Source organism: Erythrobacter sp. NAP1, from assembly GCF_000152865.1.
Classification (GTDB): domain Bacteria; phylum Pseudomonadota; class Alphaproteobacteria; order Sphingomonadales; family Sphingomonadaceae; genus Erythrobacter.
Genome location: NZ_CH672390.1, coordinates 2,353,302 through 2,369,567 on the forward strand (window position 1 = coordinate 2,353,302; position 16,266 = coordinate 2,369,567).

At 57.2% G+C, this 16,266-nt stretch carries 13 protein-coding genes; 10 read left to right on the forward strand and 3 right to left on the reverse strand.

Annotated features, from left to right (window positions below; translation table 11 throughout):
* Nucleotides 1–195 precede the first annotated feature (195 nt).
* From NAP1_RS11220 to NAP1_RS11235, 4 genes are all read left to right on the forward strand, one after another.
* Complete coding sequence (locus tag NAP1_RS11220) at nt 196–921, forward strand: polysaccharide biosynthesis/export family protein (RefSeq protein WP_241761210.1); 726 nt, start codon at nt 196–198, stop codon at nt 919–921.
* A gap of 12 nt (nt 922–933) precedes the next feature.
* Nucleotides 934–3,144, forward strand: a complete 2,211-nt coding sequence (locus NAP1_RS11225) for a polysaccharide biosynthesis tyrosine autokinase (RefSeq protein WP_007165413.1) — start codon at nt 934–936, stop codon at nt 3,142–3,144.
* Between the two features lie 90 nt (nt 3,145–3,234).
* On the forward strand, nt 3,235–4,110 hold the full coding sequence (locus tag NAP1_RS11230) for a glycosyltransferase family 2 protein (RefSeq protein WP_007165414.1): 876 nt from the start codon (nt 3,235–3,237) through the stop codon (nt 4,108–4,110).
* Nucleotides 4,111–4,121: 11 nt separating this feature from the next.
* Nucleotides 4,122–5,102: a glycosyltransferase family 2 protein gene (locus NAP1_RS11235; protein ID WP_007165415.1), complete on the forward strand. Its 981-nt coding sequence runs from the start codon at nt 4,122–4,124 to the stop codon at nt 5,100–5,102.
* Nucleotides 5,103–5,127: 25 nt separating this feature from the next.
* On the opposite strand, the gene NAP1_RS11240 is transcribed toward NAP1_RS11235, so the two are convergent.
* On the reverse strand, nt 5,128–6,504 hold the full coding sequence (locus tag NAP1_RS11240) for an O-antigen ligase (RefSeq protein WP_007165416.1): 1,377 nt from the start codon (nt 6,502–6,504) through the stop codon (nt 5,128–5,130).
* Between the two features lie 250 nt (nt 6,505–6,754).
* On the opposite strand from NAP1_RS11240, the gene NAP1_RS11245 reads away from it, so the two are divergent.
* The 6 genes from NAP1_RS11245 (at nt 6,755) to NAP1_RS11270 (ending at nt 13,769) form a co-directional block, all read left to right on the forward strand.
* Nucleotides 6,755–7,021: a hypothetical protein gene (locus NAP1_RS11245; RefSeq protein ID WP_040464967.1), complete on the forward strand. Its 267-nt coding sequence runs from the start codon at nt 6,755–6,757 to the stop codon at nt 7,019–7,021.
* Nucleotides 7,022–7,200: 179 nt separating this feature from the next.
* Nucleotides 7,201–9,552, forward strand: a complete 2,352-nt coding sequence (locus tag NAP1_RS11250; RefSeq protein WP_156777257.1) for a hypothetical protein — start codon at nt 7,201–7,203, stop codon at nt 9,550–9,552.
* Nucleotides 9,553–9,721: 169 nt separating this feature from the next.
* On the forward strand, nt 9,722–11,020 hold the full coding sequence (locus NAP1_RS11255) for an MATE family efflux transporter (protein ID WP_162013483.1): 1,299 nt from the start codon (nt 9,722–9,724) through the stop codon (nt 11,018–11,020).
* Between the two features lie 5 nt (nt 11,021–11,025).
* Nucleotides 11,026–11,934, forward strand: a complete 909-nt coding sequence (locus NAP1_RS11260) for a hypothetical protein (protein ID WP_007165421.1) — start codon at nt 11,026–11,028, stop codon at nt 11,932–11,934.
* A 104-nt stretch (nt 11,935–12,038) separates the two neighbouring features.
* Nucleotides 12,039–12,875 (forward strand): 2OG-Fe(II) oxygenase, encoded by an 837-nt coding sequence (locus NAP1_RS11265; protein WP_007165423.1) that lies wholly within the window; start codon nt 12,039–12,041, stop codon nt 12,873–12,875.
* A 39-nt stretch (nt 12,876–12,914) separates the two neighbouring features.
* Nucleotides 12,915–13,769, forward strand: a complete 855-nt coding sequence (locus NAP1_RS11270) for a hypothetical protein (protein ID WP_007165424.1) — start codon at nt 12,915–12,917, stop codon at nt 13,767–13,769.
* On the opposite strand, the gene NAP1_RS11275 is transcribed toward NAP1_RS11270, so the two are convergent.
* Complete coding sequence (locus NAP1_RS11275) at nt 13,766–14,902, reverse strand: Coenzyme F420 hydrogenase/dehydrogenase, beta subunit C-terminal domain (protein WP_241761212.1); 1,137 nt, start codon at nt 14,900–14,902, stop codon at nt 13,766–13,768. The genes NAP1_RS11270 and NAP1_RS11275 overlap by 4 nt on opposite strands.
* 85 nt (nt 14,903–14,987) lie before the next feature.
* Complete coding sequence (locus NAP1_RS11280) at nt 14,988–16,238, reverse strand: polysaccharide pyruvyl transferase family protein (RefSeq protein WP_007165426.1); 1,251 nt, start codon at nt 16,236–16,238, stop codon at nt 14,988–14,990.
* Nucleotides 16,239–16,266 lie beyond the last annotated feature (28 nt).

The following is a 16,266-nucleotide window of genomic DNA, read 5'->3' on the forward strand; positions in this document are numbered from 1 at the left end:
GCCATGGCCTCGAGCTGCCAAAGGTCGTCCTGACTTGACGCTTAATTTTCCAATACTTGACCGGGTGTCTGGGGGGCTTCTGGCAGTCTCGTTTCGGGACATTAGGCTTGCGGATCACCACCTTCTCCTCGCGGCAAAGCGGTTGCACATCCCAAGGGCGCGGTCTAAGGGGAAGACCTTAGTTAGGGGGAATTTGTGACTTTGCAAAAATCATTCAGCAAACGCCTCGGAGCCGCCACCCTTTTGGCTTCGGTTGCTCTTGCCGGTTGTGCATCGACGCCTGAGCCAATCATTGGCCCGGCTTCGACGCAGGCCCGCGCCGACCTTGGCCAGGCTGGTTACTCATACACTCGGGCGACCACTTACATGCTGCGCCCCTCTGACAAGATTTCGGTGAACGTCTTCCGTGAACCAGATCTGTCGATTGAGAATGTGCGCCTTGGCGTTGATGGTGCGGTATCGCTGCCGATGCTCGGCACTATCCCGGCAGCCGGCATGACTGCCAAGCAATTCGAAGAAGATGTTTCGCGCCGGCTTCTCGCGGCGGGACTTCGCTCACCGATGGTCAGCGTCAACATCGCTGAATACGCATCGCACCTTGTCACTGTCGAAGGCGCTGTCGAAGAGCCCGGCGTATTCGCCTTCCAGCCCGGCGCGCGTCTTTCCGCTGCGATTGCGATGGCCAAGGGTCCGACCAACGTCGCAAAGAGGGAACAAGTCGCGGTTTTCCGTGAGAGCCCGGAAGGCATAATGATTGCCAAATTCGACTACGAGCAGGTGAGCCAAGGCACGATGCTTGACCCGGTGCTTCAGCCGGGTGACCGCGTGGTGATGGGCACCAATGGCCTGTCTGTTTTCTATCAAAACCTGTTGCAGGCACTGCCGGCATTTGGCGTCTTCGGTGTCGCTGCAGTCCGGTAATTGATGTAAGAAATGAACGACCGCTCTATTATCGACCCGTCCGAACCGGATGGCCGTGGCACTTGGCTTGAGACCTATCTGCCTGAACATCAGATGGTCCCGGCTGAGCCGCGCCAGCAGCTTATTAGCCTGGCGACCGTACGCGGCATCCTGTTCCGGCAGCGGTGGCTCCTTGCGGGCGTGATCCTGACGGCCCTAACCGTTGGGTTGATCATGACGCTGCTGTCGACACCGATGTATCAGGCGACTGCCAAGGTCAGTGTTGAGCCTTACGGAGCATTCATTCTCGAAGGCCAGGACGTCGAGCAAGGCATTGCAAGCAACCAGGTTGGCGAGTTCCTCGCGACCCAGGTCGAGCTCATCAAGAGCCGCAGCATTGCCGAAGTGGTCGTTCAGGAACGAAATCTCGGCGAGAGGTACGACCTGCTAGGCCAGGATATCGACCAGCGCCGCTCACCGGACATGACCGATGAGCAATGGCTCGAAGCCAAGGAAGCGATGGCGACGTCGATCTTGGTAAGGGGCGTAACGTCCGAAATTCCGGCTACCAGTTGGGTTATCCCGATCGGTTTCCGCTCCGACAACCCCGCTCTCGCTGCCGAGATGGCTAACGCCTACGCAGACGCGTTCATTTCTTCCGAGACCCGCGAGACCATCGAAGGCAATGAATACGCGATTGAGTATCTGCGCGACCAGATCGAAATCGTGCGCGGCCGGCTGGAGGAAGCCGAGCGCAATGCCAACACGTACGCGCGCAACACCGGAATCGTAGTCCAGCCGGTCACTTCGGCCGATGGGCTTACTCAATCCAACTCGACGCTGACCAACGCAAACCTTGCGAGCATCAATCAGCGCTTCGCCGATGCACGCGCGGCACGTATCGCTGCCGAGCAAAAATGGCGCTCGATGGAGAACCTGCCAGCAGCGCAGCTTCCCGAGGTACAGAACAACCCTGTCCTTCAGGGGCTGATCACGAACCGAACCGGCAAGCTTGCTGAGTTGGCCGAATTGCGTCAGCGCTACAGCGACGAATTCCCACAGATTCAGAACCTGATCGCGCAGATCGAAATACTCGATGCGCAGATCGAGCGCAGCAGCGCCGATATCAAATCGACTGTTCGCAATGCCTATATCGTGGCTCGCAACCAGGAGCAGGCGCTCCAGGCTGAGCTCGGATCGCTCTCGAGCAACTCGATGGCAGAGCAAGACGAGATGGTCCAATTGGGCGCGCTCGAACGTGAAGCGAATGCGCTGCGTGAACAGCTTCAGTCGCTGCTTGCCCGCTTCAACCAGATCAGCAGCGCAGCAACGGTCAACAGCGGCACCATGACCAAGATTGAAAGTGCTCTGGTTCCGGGCCGCCCTTATGCGCCAAGCCTGATCCAGAACCTTGGCCTCTCTCTCGTTCTGGGTATCGGGCTTGCTGCCGGCCTAGCAGTGCTTCGCGAGATGTTCGATGACCGGGTCCGCTCGCTCGATGAGGTCGAGCAGAAGATCGATCTGCCTCTGATCGGACACACGCCCCACGTCGACGAGCGCGACATCGATTCAGAGAGCTCGAACAACTTTACCTCGCTGATGGAGGCATATGCCTCGATCAAAGCGGCGATCGAGTTCTCGCTGCCGCGCAGTCGGAACGTTTTGCAGCTAACCTCGACGCACGAGTCCGAGGGCAAGTCGACCACTGCGGTTGTGCTCGCCGAGTTGTTCGCACGCTCAGGCCGCCGAACACTGCTGATCGACGCCGACCTTCGTCGTCCTTCGGTGGCGACCCTGCTTGAACTTGAGCGGCCCAAGGTCGGTCTTGTCGAAGTGCTGATGGGTCATGCCACGCTTGAGGAAACTGTCGTGAAAGGTGTTCACGACAATCTCGAAGTTCTCCCGATCGGCGCGATTCCGCCCAATCCGGCCGAGATCCTTTCTTCGGATGAAATGATCAAGTTCATCGAGAAGGTGCGCCACGAATATTCGCTCGTCCTGTTCGATTCCTGCCCGGTTCTGGGGCTGGCGGACGCACCGACACTGTCGCGCAACGTCGACGGCACTATCTTCGTGCTTGAAGCAAACAAGGTACCGTTTGCACAAGCTCGCAATGCTGTGAAACGTCTGCGCTCGGCTGGTGCGAATGTGCTCGGCCTGATCCTTACCAAGTACCGCGCCCTCGAGGCGGGACAAGGTTACGGATATCAGTACAACTATTACGAGTACGGATCGGACAAATAGAACGCGGCTGGTTGTGGTTTCGGTTCGGCGAGCCCGACGGTTCTCATCCCGGCGATGTTCTAGCGCCAGAGGTCTTGGAAGATTGACGCCGTGACCCAAGTCAGGCCCTTCACGCTGATCATTCCAGCACATAACGAAGAGACCGTGATCGCGCGCTGTCTTGCCACGGCGATTGACGGCATGGCACGCCGCGACAAGATGGAGATCATCGTCGCCGCAAATGGCTGCACCGATGACACGGTGGCAATCGCGCGCGAGAGTGCTCCGGAAGCGCAAATTTTAGACCTTTCGGAAGGCTCAAAGACAGGCGCGATAAACGCCGCCCTTCGTATCGCCAAGCATGCGCCAGCGATCATTCTCGATGCGGATGTCGAGTGCAGGTTTGTGTCTTTGGCGGCTTTGGCCGAAGCCCTAGATAAGCCCGGCGTGATGACCGCAGCGCCTGCGATCAGGTTAAACCTCGACCGGTGTAATTGGTTTGTGCGAGCGTATTATCGCGCATGGGCCGAGCAACCTTACGCTAAAGCAGGTAAGGGCGGGGCCGGCTGCTATGGTCTCTCCAGAGAAGCCATTGATCAGATCGGCGAGTTTCCCTCGATCATCGGCGACGACATCTGGATCCACACACGCTTTGCCGATGATGCCAAGCGCATGGTTTCCGAAACTTCTGACGGCACCCCTGTGTACTCTATCGTCCGCCCTCCCCGGACGGCGACGCAGCAGATCAAAGTCGAGGCGCGTCGGCAATTGGGCAATCGTGAGGTTCGCCAAAAGTATCCAAGCCCACATATGACCAATCTCGCAGGTCAGCAGGGGCTGAGCGTGGCGCTTCGTTCAGGTGCGTCACCAATCAACCTCATCGTATTTTATGCGATGAAAGTGCTCGCGCGATTGGAAGCACGGCTCAACGCGTGGCGCGGCCGCGGAGCCATGTGGACCCGCGATCTTACGTCCAGGCAAGCCTGAGGGCCCAGCTCATGGCGAGTACTTTTGCTTCAACATCAGTAGGCGAGAAGCCAACAATCAGCGTTCTGGTGGTTGCGTACAATTCTGCAGACGTGATCGACGCCTGCCTCCGGTCAATTGCACCGGCTTGCCGTAATCACAGCTTTGAAGTCCTGTTCGTGGACAATGGTGACGGATCGACAGAAGCACGCGTGGCCGACGATTTTCCCTGGGTGCAGATCGTTCCCAGCCAAGGCAATGTGGGGTTCGCCGCAGGAAACAACTTGCTCGCTGCGCATGCTGACGGGGAATATTTGCTGCTCCTCAATCCCGATGCCGAACTCGAGGCCGAGGCGCTTGATGCGCTAATGCATGGCGCAAAGGAGCATCATGAGGCGGCGGCTTGGGGAGGAGTTACCCTGAACCGAGACGGTCAGCCTGATCTCAGCAACACCGTTTGCTTGCCGTCGCTTGGTGAAATGGCAAGCCGCGTCGTCGGGCGGTCAAGCGCTGCAGTTGCGATCCACCAAGATTTTACGCGAGATGCCCGCGTCGACGTTCTCAGCGGCAGCTTCGTGATGTTCTCGCGCAGTGCTTGGGACGAAGTCGGCGGGCTTGATGCAAGCTACTTCCTCTACAGCGAGGAAGTCGACCTGTTCTATCGTCTCGGGCAGAAGGGCTACAGCTTCTGGCGGATAGGCAAGGCTCGCGGCTATCACGACCTCGGCCATGGCGAGCCTCTGTCTGAAACTCGCCTGCTCTACCGTGCTGCAGGTACCATGCAGTTTGCGCGGTTGCACTGGAGCAAGATGCACCAGTTGCTCGCGTTTCTTTTGCTTTGGGCAGGTGCCTGGCAACGTTACCTTGTCGGTCTGCTCATTGGCAGTTGGAAATCTCACTATCGCCTCGTCGGGACAAGTCACCGCTCTATTGCGCTGCGGCCCTCGCTTTGGCGGCATGGCTATCACCCCATCAAAGGTCTTCTCGCTCAAACTCGAGAGAATGTGAACTGACCGCCACACTCCCGACGGTCACACACTAGGCTCGCACAGGGGGCCCTTGTCCAGTCGGCGCGCCTCCTGCCGGATGCGGCTTCCAGACCATGACACGGCGTCCGGCTGGCCGAGCCTGTTGCGGAGCGTAGGTCCCCAACGAGACCGCGATCCCGACCAGCATAAAAAACCATGCAAGAGTGGTCAGCCAGAGCGAAACCGAATTCAATCCGAGCGAAAACACGCCGAGAGAGATTGCGACGCCACGCAGCAAGCGGGAGTCTGCTGGGGCCATCTGCCGTGATTTCCAAGCAATCATCCCGATCGCCATGATTGCTGCCGCAAGAATAAACACGGTTGCAGGAATGCCGAAGCGCAGCGCCACAATGAGCCAGAACCAGTCGAACGAATCAGAGTGCATCCAGTCGGGTCGATCCCAATCCGCGTAACCGATTCCAAACCACGGATTCTCGGCAACGTTCTGAGATCCGTATTTCCAGATGAGAACACGGTTGTACGCTGACACCGAATTCAACGATGCATAGCGAACAAGCAGGCCGTAGAAGCCCGTATTGCTCGAGAACTCGATGACCACGTAAGCAAGTCCGGCGAAGGACAAAAACAATCGCCAAGTGAGATTGTAAAACCGTTCCGTCAGCCAATCATATGCGTACATTGCGAGCCCGACAACGAGGCCCAGAAGGGCAGCAGAACTCATCGTGAATGCTGCGAACATCGATCCAGCCCAGCCGATGAATCTTGGCAGGCCGCGAAGGCCGGAGAGCATGTAAATCGGTACAAAGCTGGCGAGAAAAATGCCTGCAAGGATCGGATGAGGGAATGACGCCATACCTCGCATGAAGCCTAGCCGCACGTCGGCGCGCGCCGGGCCCGGATTACCCGTTACCGCAGAGGCAAGAGACTGTACGATATATTGGTGACTAACAGCCTCTGCAAAAACCATAACGCCCGTAAACGCGACACCTGGTGCTGCAAGGATCAGGAACCGTCGGAGATCGGTCGGGGTTTGAATTGTCGCCCTCGCAAGAAAATAAGCCAGACCGATGTCAACAAGGTGGGAGCCGCCCTGAACCATCGCGGTCGTGAGCTGGCCACTGGTCATGTAGGAGGCAAGAGTGATCCAGATGATGGAAAGGATCAAAAACAGGTCCGGCCAAACAAAGCGCAGGCTCTTACTGAGGGCACTGGTCAGAAGGTAGATCGTCGCACCGAGCAGGAATATCCGGTATGGCGAAAGGTAAAAGCTGCCTAGTGTGATGTTGAATTGCTGAGGTACGAGAATGAGATAGAGGAGCACCGTTGCCAGCCCGACCCTGACGACGCTGCTGCGATCCGGCTTCTGCGAAAAAGCTGTTGGCCGGCGAACCGGCAAAGGCTGGCGAATTCTTTGAGTGTTGTTCATACGTCTTTGCGGATGAGCCCGCCCCGGTTTCCCTCAAACCCCAACAACAAGCTAGACGACGAAGAGATCGCCGAAAGCCATTCGTGCGACTGGCTAGCACCGTTAGCGAAGTCATTCCACTCCAAGATGTGCGAGCGTTCTTCACGGGACATGCGATCCCTGTGAGCGTAACTGCAAGTCAAGAAACAACTTTCCTACAGATAACCGATTTGGTTATCTATCAGACTTCTGATCAATGGAAAGGTTCGCAATGTCTGACGAATTTGAGTCCGCCGCCCAAACCGCCCTCACCCCAAGCGAGAATGCTTTCCCCGTTATTCCAAACGATACGACACCGCTCGCCAGCGTACCGAAGTATCTTTATGTAGGTAGCGCAGGAAACGTCACCCTCCGGGCAATGGATGCGGCGACCGATGTGGTGTTCGAGAACGTTCCGGCGGGGGGATACATTTACGTAAGAGCCAGCCATGTTCGGGCCGCCGGTACGACTGCCACGTCGATCGTGGCCTGCGCCTAATGCTCGCGCGAATGATTGCGGCTGGCCAAGTCCAGCTTAGTGGCGGCTCAAATCCGACACCCCCGCCTCCGCCACCTCCTCCACCGCCGACAAACGCCGACTTCGTGGTGGCTTCAGATGCGGAGTGGGACGCCGTTTTCGCAAATGACGCGCTGACCCTCGCGGGAAAAACAGTGGAGGTGAGCGGAAGCAATTTCACCCAGCGCATCATATCTGATCTCGACATCGAGGCTGCTGGTGCCCCGCTAGTGATACGAGGCGCCGATGGGTCCGCCAGCGTTCCCTCAATCCTATTGAACGGGACCGTACGCGGGATCGATTTTTCCTCGCTGAACTTTCAGATGACGGGATGGCCGAGCGACCATAGCGCTTGCCTCATGCTGGGGACCGGCACGTTTGGGAAGCTTCGATTTCTCAACGGCACCACTTTCCGCCACGGCTACGGTCCAGGTCAGAACGATTTTGATACCGTCGCTGAGCTCCCCGAATATGAGCGGATCGACAACGTCGCAACTGCCGCGACCGAGAACACGGCCCACCCTCTCATATGGAAAGATCCAAGCGCTCCAACAGGGTGGATCGAATTCTTCAATCGAGGCACCGAAATGGTCCATGTCGCTGTCGGCCCATCCAACGTGACCGCAAGCACCGCCGACATTGAGTGTGCTCCCGGCGCGCGCATACGCATCAATTCACTTGACCCCGACCTGGACACCCATTTTGCGATCATCGCCCCATCAGGCGCGAGCGAGGTAAATGCCCGAACCGAGATTGGACTGTCGGAATATCTGGCCAATGCACTGCGCCAGACGGGCGGTGCAGTCTTGGAAGAAATCGAGTTTCGCAATTGCCTGTTCAGGGACTTGAGCAATGCAGCAAAGGGCCTTAGACCAACGGCGGGCTGCATCATGATGGATTGTGATTTCGATCGCATTTATCAGGACATCATCGCGCTCGCTCCGGAGCCAGGTGTCCCGATCCACATTTTGCGAAACATCGAAAGCCTGCCCTTCGCCCGGACTGGCATTGCAGAAGAATTGGACGGCGATGCCCGTGACCCGCATGGCGACCAGTTCCAGATGTTCGAAAACAGCGCATCTGGCACCGTGGGGCCCGTCTTCTACGCTGGAAATCGCATCCGCCTTACGCCGCGCCGCCAAGGCATCCGGAGCCAGGGCATCTTCGTGTCTGACAACGATTTCGACCCGAGCTTCACGAACCTATTCTTCATCTCGACGATGCAAATCGGCGGTTCCGGTCGTGCCCTCTCGCTCGGCGAGGAGGGAACCAACTTCAAGGTCCGCGATGCTTTCGTTTACGGCGTAACGGCAATCGACGCATCTAACCCCAGCTCCGATCTTCCCTTCATCTCCATCGATCATGATGGCGACGGTACAGTCTATGTCGCCAAATGCATCGCGAGTGAGCTGCGGGTCACCGATGCTGACTGGCAAAGCCAGAGCAACTTCACGCTATCCGACGCTCAGTTGCGCGACGCCGTGTTCCCGAACCTTGATAACTTGCCCTTGGCCTATGAACGAGCAGAGATCGAGGCTGCTATGGTCTCCGCCGCAGAGGGAGAAGGGCTTGGAGCAATCGCCACTGGTGGAGCGGTCGACTGGACCACGAGCGACCATGCTGCCGTAATCAGGTGGGAAAGCTTGCCGAGCGGAGCGCACTGGAATGCTCTCGAAAACCAGCCGGCCGATAGCCTCATCGTACTTCCCTTGCGCAAGATATTAAATCGCCTCGCATCGCAAAGCGTGGTTCCAGCCAGCGGAACAGAATGGCGTTCCGTTTCAAGCGACGGCACAACCGAGGTTCAGGCTTGGACCGACAGTAATGGCACAATCGAGCCGGATCAGTTCATTCAGGTGCGCCGTCGAAGCGCTGCACTGGAAGGAGAGACGGCCACAGCCTCGATCGCCATCAATGGCTTCACACAGGGTGTAAGCATCACGTCTGCCTCGGTCCCGACCGAGTTTCTGACTCAAGGAGATCCTGTCGGATACTTTCAGGATCCAGCGAACGTGCCGGCTGGCACATCGAGGATCACAGCTCGCGGTCAGTTCAATGTTCCTTTTGATTTCGCACAAGGGGTCAAGCTCTTTGCTCAGGTCAGCACCGGATGCGACCTCACCTTGCAGCCCGATGGCTCGCTCAAAGCCACGATTGAGGATGGGACGGGAGCCAAGATGCTCACGAACTTCGAAGTTGTGCCAGCGGGTCTCTTCACTCCAAACACGTGGCACACGGTAGAATTTGATGTGGACCAGGCTGAGCGCGAAGTCAGGGTTTTCCTCAATGGCTCTGTCTTCACCACCGCCTTTGCAGTCTCTGGCAACAGCATATTCCAATCCAATCGAGCCTTCGTGTTCGCGGCGAGCGCGAACGGCAACACGCCGCTCCCGACCGGCACTCGCATAGCGAACCTGTCCGTCGACCTGGACGGAACCCGACACAAGACGGTCGGCAACACTGCGGATGAAGCTAATGCCGACCCGTGGAAACGAGCAGGGGATTTCGCTTGATCGGCGAAGCGCAGTTGCGATCGGAAGGTGGCAGGAAAAGAAGTCTGGACAATCGAATTGCCAAGCGACACTCCGCACTTCCTGGCCAAACACGCGCCAGGCCGATCGACTGCCGAAGGACAATTCCACCGAACATGAACGCATTCATGCGACACGAATGGGGCGATTGATGCAGGCGATGCTTCGCAAACTGGAGCAGCACTCGGCTGCCCTCTCCTCGCTCGCTATCCGCGGCGCCTCGGTCTTGGCTGGTTTTGCGGTCACCTTCATGATCGGCGGCTCGATGGGTGCCGCCGCGACCGGGCAATTCGCTCTTACCGCTCAGACTGCAATCTTCCTCGCTGTGATCGGACTGTTTGGTCTCGACGTTGGCGTGGTGCGCCATTTCGCGAGAACGCTCGCGTCTGGCGCACCACTGGCACTCGCTACAGTTTTGAGAGTTTGTACGCTCGGGTTCACGTTCATGGCTGCGATTGGCCTTATCTTGTGGCTGGCCGGCGATCTTGTCTGGCTGCCTCTTTTCGGGGACGTCGTTCCGCGCGATTTCCTGCTCATCCTTTGCGTTCTGCTTGTCGCTCGAGGCGGCGTTCAGCTTCTAGGGGCGCTGCTGCGCTCACAACATCGCTTCATCAGTGGGCAAGTCGTCGCCGCCCTAGCCATTCCCGCATCCACAGCGTTTGCGCTGGTCACTGGAATTGCAGATTCTGTCGAGGATGCTTTGTGGGCGGCTTCTGCGGGTGGGTTCGTTGCGATCCTGATTGGTGCATTCACCTTTCGTCGCCACGTGAGGCGCGCCGGTGAAGCGCTGGACATATCGCTCAAGACTGTTCTGACCTCGTCGATCCCGCTCTGGGGTGTCGCGATGGCGACGAATATTGGCGATTGGTATGGGCTGGCTGTGGCAGCAAGCATGCTGGGGGCAGCGGAGGCGGGCTATTATCGTGTCGCGGCTCAGATCGCAGCTGTGCTCCAGATTATCTCGGTCGCACTCTTTGCGGTCTATTCGGCCAAAATCAGCACCGCCTATCACGCAAAGGATACCGAGCTTGTTGCGCGGCTCGCGCGTTCTGCGGTTCGGCTTAGCACAGCCGCCGCCTTACCTGCCTCGATCATCTTGCTGATAGCCAGCGAACCGTTGCTACAACTTATTGGCGATGAGTTCATTGCAGCAAGGTCGCTCGTTTACATTCTGGTCGTAGGGCAACTTGCTTTCACCTTGACCGGTCCGTGCGGTCTCGTGCTCGCAATGTCCGGCCACGAGAAGATAAATCTCATCATCACGGTCGCCGGCACCTTGCTCCTGCTCGCCTGCGTTCCAGCCGCTGCAGCCTATGCCGGATTAGAAGGTATCGCGGTGTGTATTTCCGCGATCATGCTGTTACGCAACATCCTGGCTTACATGATCGTGCGCTACAAACTCGGTATCGGCATCTGGACAGGCACCGTGCGCGCTATCTCAATGGACTGAATTCGATGACGCTACTGCTCCACCCAGGGTTTCACAAAACCGCGACGAGTTGGCTCCAGAGTACTGTCTTCGCCGAGAAGCGGCTGTTCCGCTCACTGATGACACATGAGGAAATTGATGATCTCCTCGTGCGACCGCACGACTTCTGGTTCGACGCCGAGCAAGCAAGCGCCGACATCTCAGCATTGAGAAGTGATCCCAAGCCTGGCGTCGTGGACGTTATCTCGTCTGAGATCCTTTCGGGAAACATCCTCCTAGGCTCAAGAGATAGCGCGCAATTGGCCAAAAGGCTCGCAGCGACATGCGATGAGGCGAAGGTTCTTTTGACCGTGCGCGCTCAGAAACCAATGGCCCGTTCGATTTACCAGCAATACGTAAAACGGGGCGGACGCTTGGGGATTGAAGAATTCCTGAGGTTTGCGCCGGAGCCAGGCTACTTCTGGTTTGACCCGGCCACGCTCGAATTCCACAAGGTTGCCGAGGCGTATGCGGCGTATTTCGGGCGAGAGAACGTGATGGTCCTCCCGCAGGAATTGTTGGTCAGTAATCGTCCTCAATATCTCAGACTGATGTTTGATTTTGTCGGACTAGAAGAATCAGTGGCTGAGCATGAGCTGGCGAAAGCTCCGGCAAGCAGCATCAGTCCTCCGCTCAGCGGCGCCCCTCTGCTGCGCATAGCCAATTCGATCGGTCAAAGCCCTTTCAACCCGCGATCGCGAAGCCGCATAGCACCTCTCGGAAAGTTGATCGAAAGGGTGGGCTATCGCTGGACCTTGGGCGAAGCCAAAGCAAAGCAAAGAGCCGACGCCGCATTGGACGCGGAACTCTCTAACCGGTTCGGAAAATCAAATGCGATCCTCCAGCGATTTTGCCCTGTCGATCTGAAAAAATTGCGGTACGAAATGGACGACTGACCACCGGGTCAGCACAGCATCTGCAGCGCCAAATAGAGGTTGATGTTGCACCGCAGAAATGCAAGACGATCCGCAGCCATTCAGGGGCTGGCTAGGGATTTGGGATGACCTTTTTGACTGCAATGGACCCGCAGACGGGCTTCGTCGATCGGTCAGCAGCGCATAAGATCGGTCTCGAGCATAGAGAGGCCTATAATGCTGGTGAGCCCTTCCCGCACATCATGATCGATGATTTTCTCCCGCCGGAGATCATCGCGAAATGCCTCGAGCATTTTCATCACGGCGGCGGCGAAGCCGCGAGCTACAGTCGCCCGCAGGAAAAACAGAAGCACGAGTATCGCCCGGACGAAATGCATCCGGAGCTTCGTCAGCTATTCTATTCATTCAATTCTCTGCCCTTCATTAAAGTGCTTGAGAACATCACCGGGATCGAAGGTCTGATCCCCGATCCCTATTTCCGGGGTGCCGGCTTTCATGAGATCCGCAATGGAGGGCATTTATCGGTTCATGCCGACTTCAACCACCATGTAAGCATGAATTTGGAGCGGCGGATAAATCTCTTGATTTATCTTAACGAGGACTGGAAGCCGGAATATGGCGGCCAGCTGGAGTTGTGGGCAAACGACATGTCCAAGTGCCACCATTCGATCGTCCCGATGATCAATCGTGCGGTCATTTTCAACACGACCTCGTTCAGCAATCACGGCAATCCGAACCCGGTCAATCACCCGGACGGCATCTCGCGCAAATCGATAGCGCTCTATTATTATACCTCCACTTGGGACGAGACTAAGCGCTCCCACACAACTCAGTTTCGCGCGCGCCCCAAAACTGAAGACAAGATCGACTGGGCGGTCAAAGGCCGCGAGCTTGCCGCCGACCTGATACCGCCCATCATTCAGCGCGGACTGCGCTCGCTAAAGGCGAAAAAATCAAACTGATCGGGCTCGCACCCTCAACGAAAACGGAAACTAGACATCATGTTGGGAAGAATCGGCACCTCGCGCGATATCCAAGCCTCTGTGCTTGGCCCGATCGTACGCAAGGCGATCAAGATCACGGACAAATTCTCCAAGCATTCGGCCGATTACCTCGTTCGCAGCGAGGCGACCGAGCGACCGAACTACGCTTATTGCATGCTGGTTGCCGCGCGGCTGGCCAAGAGCCTCGGTATGGACCGGATCTCGGCGATCGAGATTGGCGTTGCAGGCGGGAATGGCCTTGCTTTCATGGTCGAGTTTGCCGAGCGAATTAAGGCTGACACCGGCGTTACGATCGAATGTATCGGCTTCGACACCGGTGAGGGCATGCCGCCTCCAGAATCCGAAAAGGACCTTCCTTACTGGTTTCAAGCAAGCCAATATCGGATGGATGTCGACGCGCTCAAAAAGCGCTTGCCCGAAGCGCGACTGGTGCTGGGTAATGTGAAAGAGACGATCCCGGCCTTCTTCGAAGATTTCAACGCTGCTCCGATTGGTGCAATCTTCAATGACACCGACTATTTCTCATCGACCCGCGATTCACTCTCGATGTTCGATCACGCTGTTTCGCACCCGGAACGGTTTCTCCCGCGCATTCCGATGTACTTTGACGACATCCTTGGTTCGACCATCGAAATGTACGGCCCGTTCAACGGACAGCTGGCTGCCATCACGGAGTACAATGAGCGCTCAGAGAATGTGAAGGTTCACCTCAACCAGAACCTCCTTTCGCTCAATCACGTCAAATATCGCTACCAGATCTATTACGCTCACCTGTTCGCTCACCCGCGCTACAATGAGTATATCGGGAATGACGAGCAGCTTGTCCTCGAGGACAAGCTGAAGCTGCGCTAATTCAGTTGTCCGCCACGAGCGAGGCGGACCACCATACCGGCCATGCTCTTGAAGCTGCGCGCCAGACCGAAACGGCGTGAATTGCGGGCGAGTTTGAGATTGCGAAAACGCGGCGTTCGCTTGCCCATCGCCATCATCGCGAAGAGCCGGGACCAGACAAAACCTTTGCGCTGCGCCTGATAGGGCTGCATCACTTTCATCGCTTCGGTAGTGGTGGGCTCGGTTTCGATGGCTCCGGCATCGATCAGCGTATTGATCAGCCTTTCGCCTTTTGCCGTTCGAGTAAGGATAAGGCTGCGCCCTGGGCGCTCCTCGAAATGCGCCTTTCCGCTTTCATCGGAGTGCCAACCATCGGCGCACACTATGTCAGCAAACTCGCCGATCCCGTCAGGACATATCTTGCAGCGGAACTGCAGATGCTTGTTCAGGATCCCGCCCCAGCTGCTGTCATAGTCCATCTTCAGCTTGCGCCCATCAGAAAGCTCGGCGGTCGCATAGCCGGGCCAGCCATCACCGCGGTATCGGAAGGCGACTACATCCGTCTCATCTTCAACACCCAGCGCACCCAACAGCGCCGAAGTTCCGCGATAGCTCGGCACGCCGGCGCACATGAAGGCGATCATGTAAGGCACCCTCTCATTTACGCGAGGATCGTGCCGCGCGAGCTGGCGAAGCCCTGCGACATCGCATGGCTTGCCAACGAAGGCGAAACGCTCACTGCCGTCCAGTCGCTTGCCAATATCCTCAAGTGGAGAAGAGGGCGCGTAGCGTGAACCGGCCGACTGGAACACGTCTTCTCGCCCCGTACTGATTTTCAGGGCGTTGCGAATTGGCGAGCTTTCCGAAACCGAGGTTTCCACCACGTAGTCGATCTGCCGGGTTTCCAGCAGGTATTTCAGAACTGCCGAAAGTCCGCCCCCTGAAGAAGCGTTTTGTCGAAGCGCAACATCAGTGCTCCAACCGAGGCGCACCTTGATAAGCGGCCCCCAAATCTCGTGATACTCTGCCTCATGCGCGGCCTTATCGTGCCTGATGTTGGCGCCAGGACAAGCCTGATCGATCCGGCGTTTTTGGTCTTCGCTCGGTTCATGTTGAAGAACAGGGCGTCGAAAGCCCTCCAGCGAGTTTTCCATCACAATTGCGGGATCGTTAGGATCACTGATGCCAGCGCAAAGGCCGCAACCCGCGCAAAGCCCGTTCGCCTTTATCGTATCGATATCAAACACGGTTCGCGACCAGCTCCGAAATGCGAGTGTCGAGATAGTCACGATACACGCCAAGCCGCTTCTGCGCTTCTGCATTGGCTGCAACGGCCTCTGCACGGACGCGCGGTAGATCTGCTAATGCGGCCTCGAGCTTGCTGAGCACCTCTTCGTTGCTCTGCTTGGTGAGGTCGGCATTCCACCTGTAATTCAATGATCCATAGAGTCCATTGAACTTACGGCTAAAAGCGAGCGGAATGACGGCGGTGTTCGAAGAGATCGCTGCAATCGTCGCATGCATTCGGCTGCCCAACAGCAGGTCCAGCGCAGCAATGTACGACTTCGCATCCGAAGGTCCGTTGAAACGTGGTGGGACGATCGCCTTTGGGAAACGACGCTGAAGTTCCAGCGCCATATCGAAGTCGTCGTCATATGCCCGCGATTGGATCAAAACATGCGGGACGAGATGGACCTCGTAGCGCTCGTCGCTCGAGAGTCTTTGCAGGATTCTATCGACCAATTCCTTGTAGTTTGCGGCCAGCCTGATGTTGTCGGTCGGCACGTCGCCATGACGGTAAAGATAGGCCGAGACATTGAGGCCAACCTTGATGTTGCCGCCGGATAGGTCGCGGGATTCCTTGTCAGCTGGCGTTTCGAACGGAAGCGCGAACGCGACATCGGTTGTGAGCGAAGATTTGCCAGCGACGCCCATCTCCTCAAGCAACGCATAAGACATCTCGTCACGCGCCCAAACATGGTTGGACATTCGCATGACCGCTTTCGCCCCCGCGCGAGCGCGTTTGGAAAAAAAGGGTCCGATGGTTTGGGGGCTAAGAACAAGTGGAACGCCCGCCATCTTGGTAGCAACCTTGATTCCAAGGATCAGGTTGTAGCGAGCCCACGGATAGATATCCGAGAAGCTGTCGCCCGCACCAATATCGAATGCAATGTCACAGCTTCGGATGGCGCGGTGCAGATCAGATAATGGATTAGCGAGGGCTTTATAGCCGATATTGGTGAAGTCATGCTCGTGCGCGCATTCAGAGCCGTAATCGAGCTCTCCGCGTGGACCAATGACACGGAAGACAGGGCGAAAGCCAGCCTTCTCCACGGCCTGGGCAATCAGACTTGAATTGGCAATCGTGAGCGCACCGACCCCGAGATTTTCGGAGAAGAAGGTGTGCCACAGCAGGCCGATAGTCAGGGTGGGCCTGTCATCTGGATCCCCAGCCGGATCGCCGCCCGTTAGTATTGGTTGATTGTTCACTGTGCAGATTGGCCTTTGAAGAATTAGG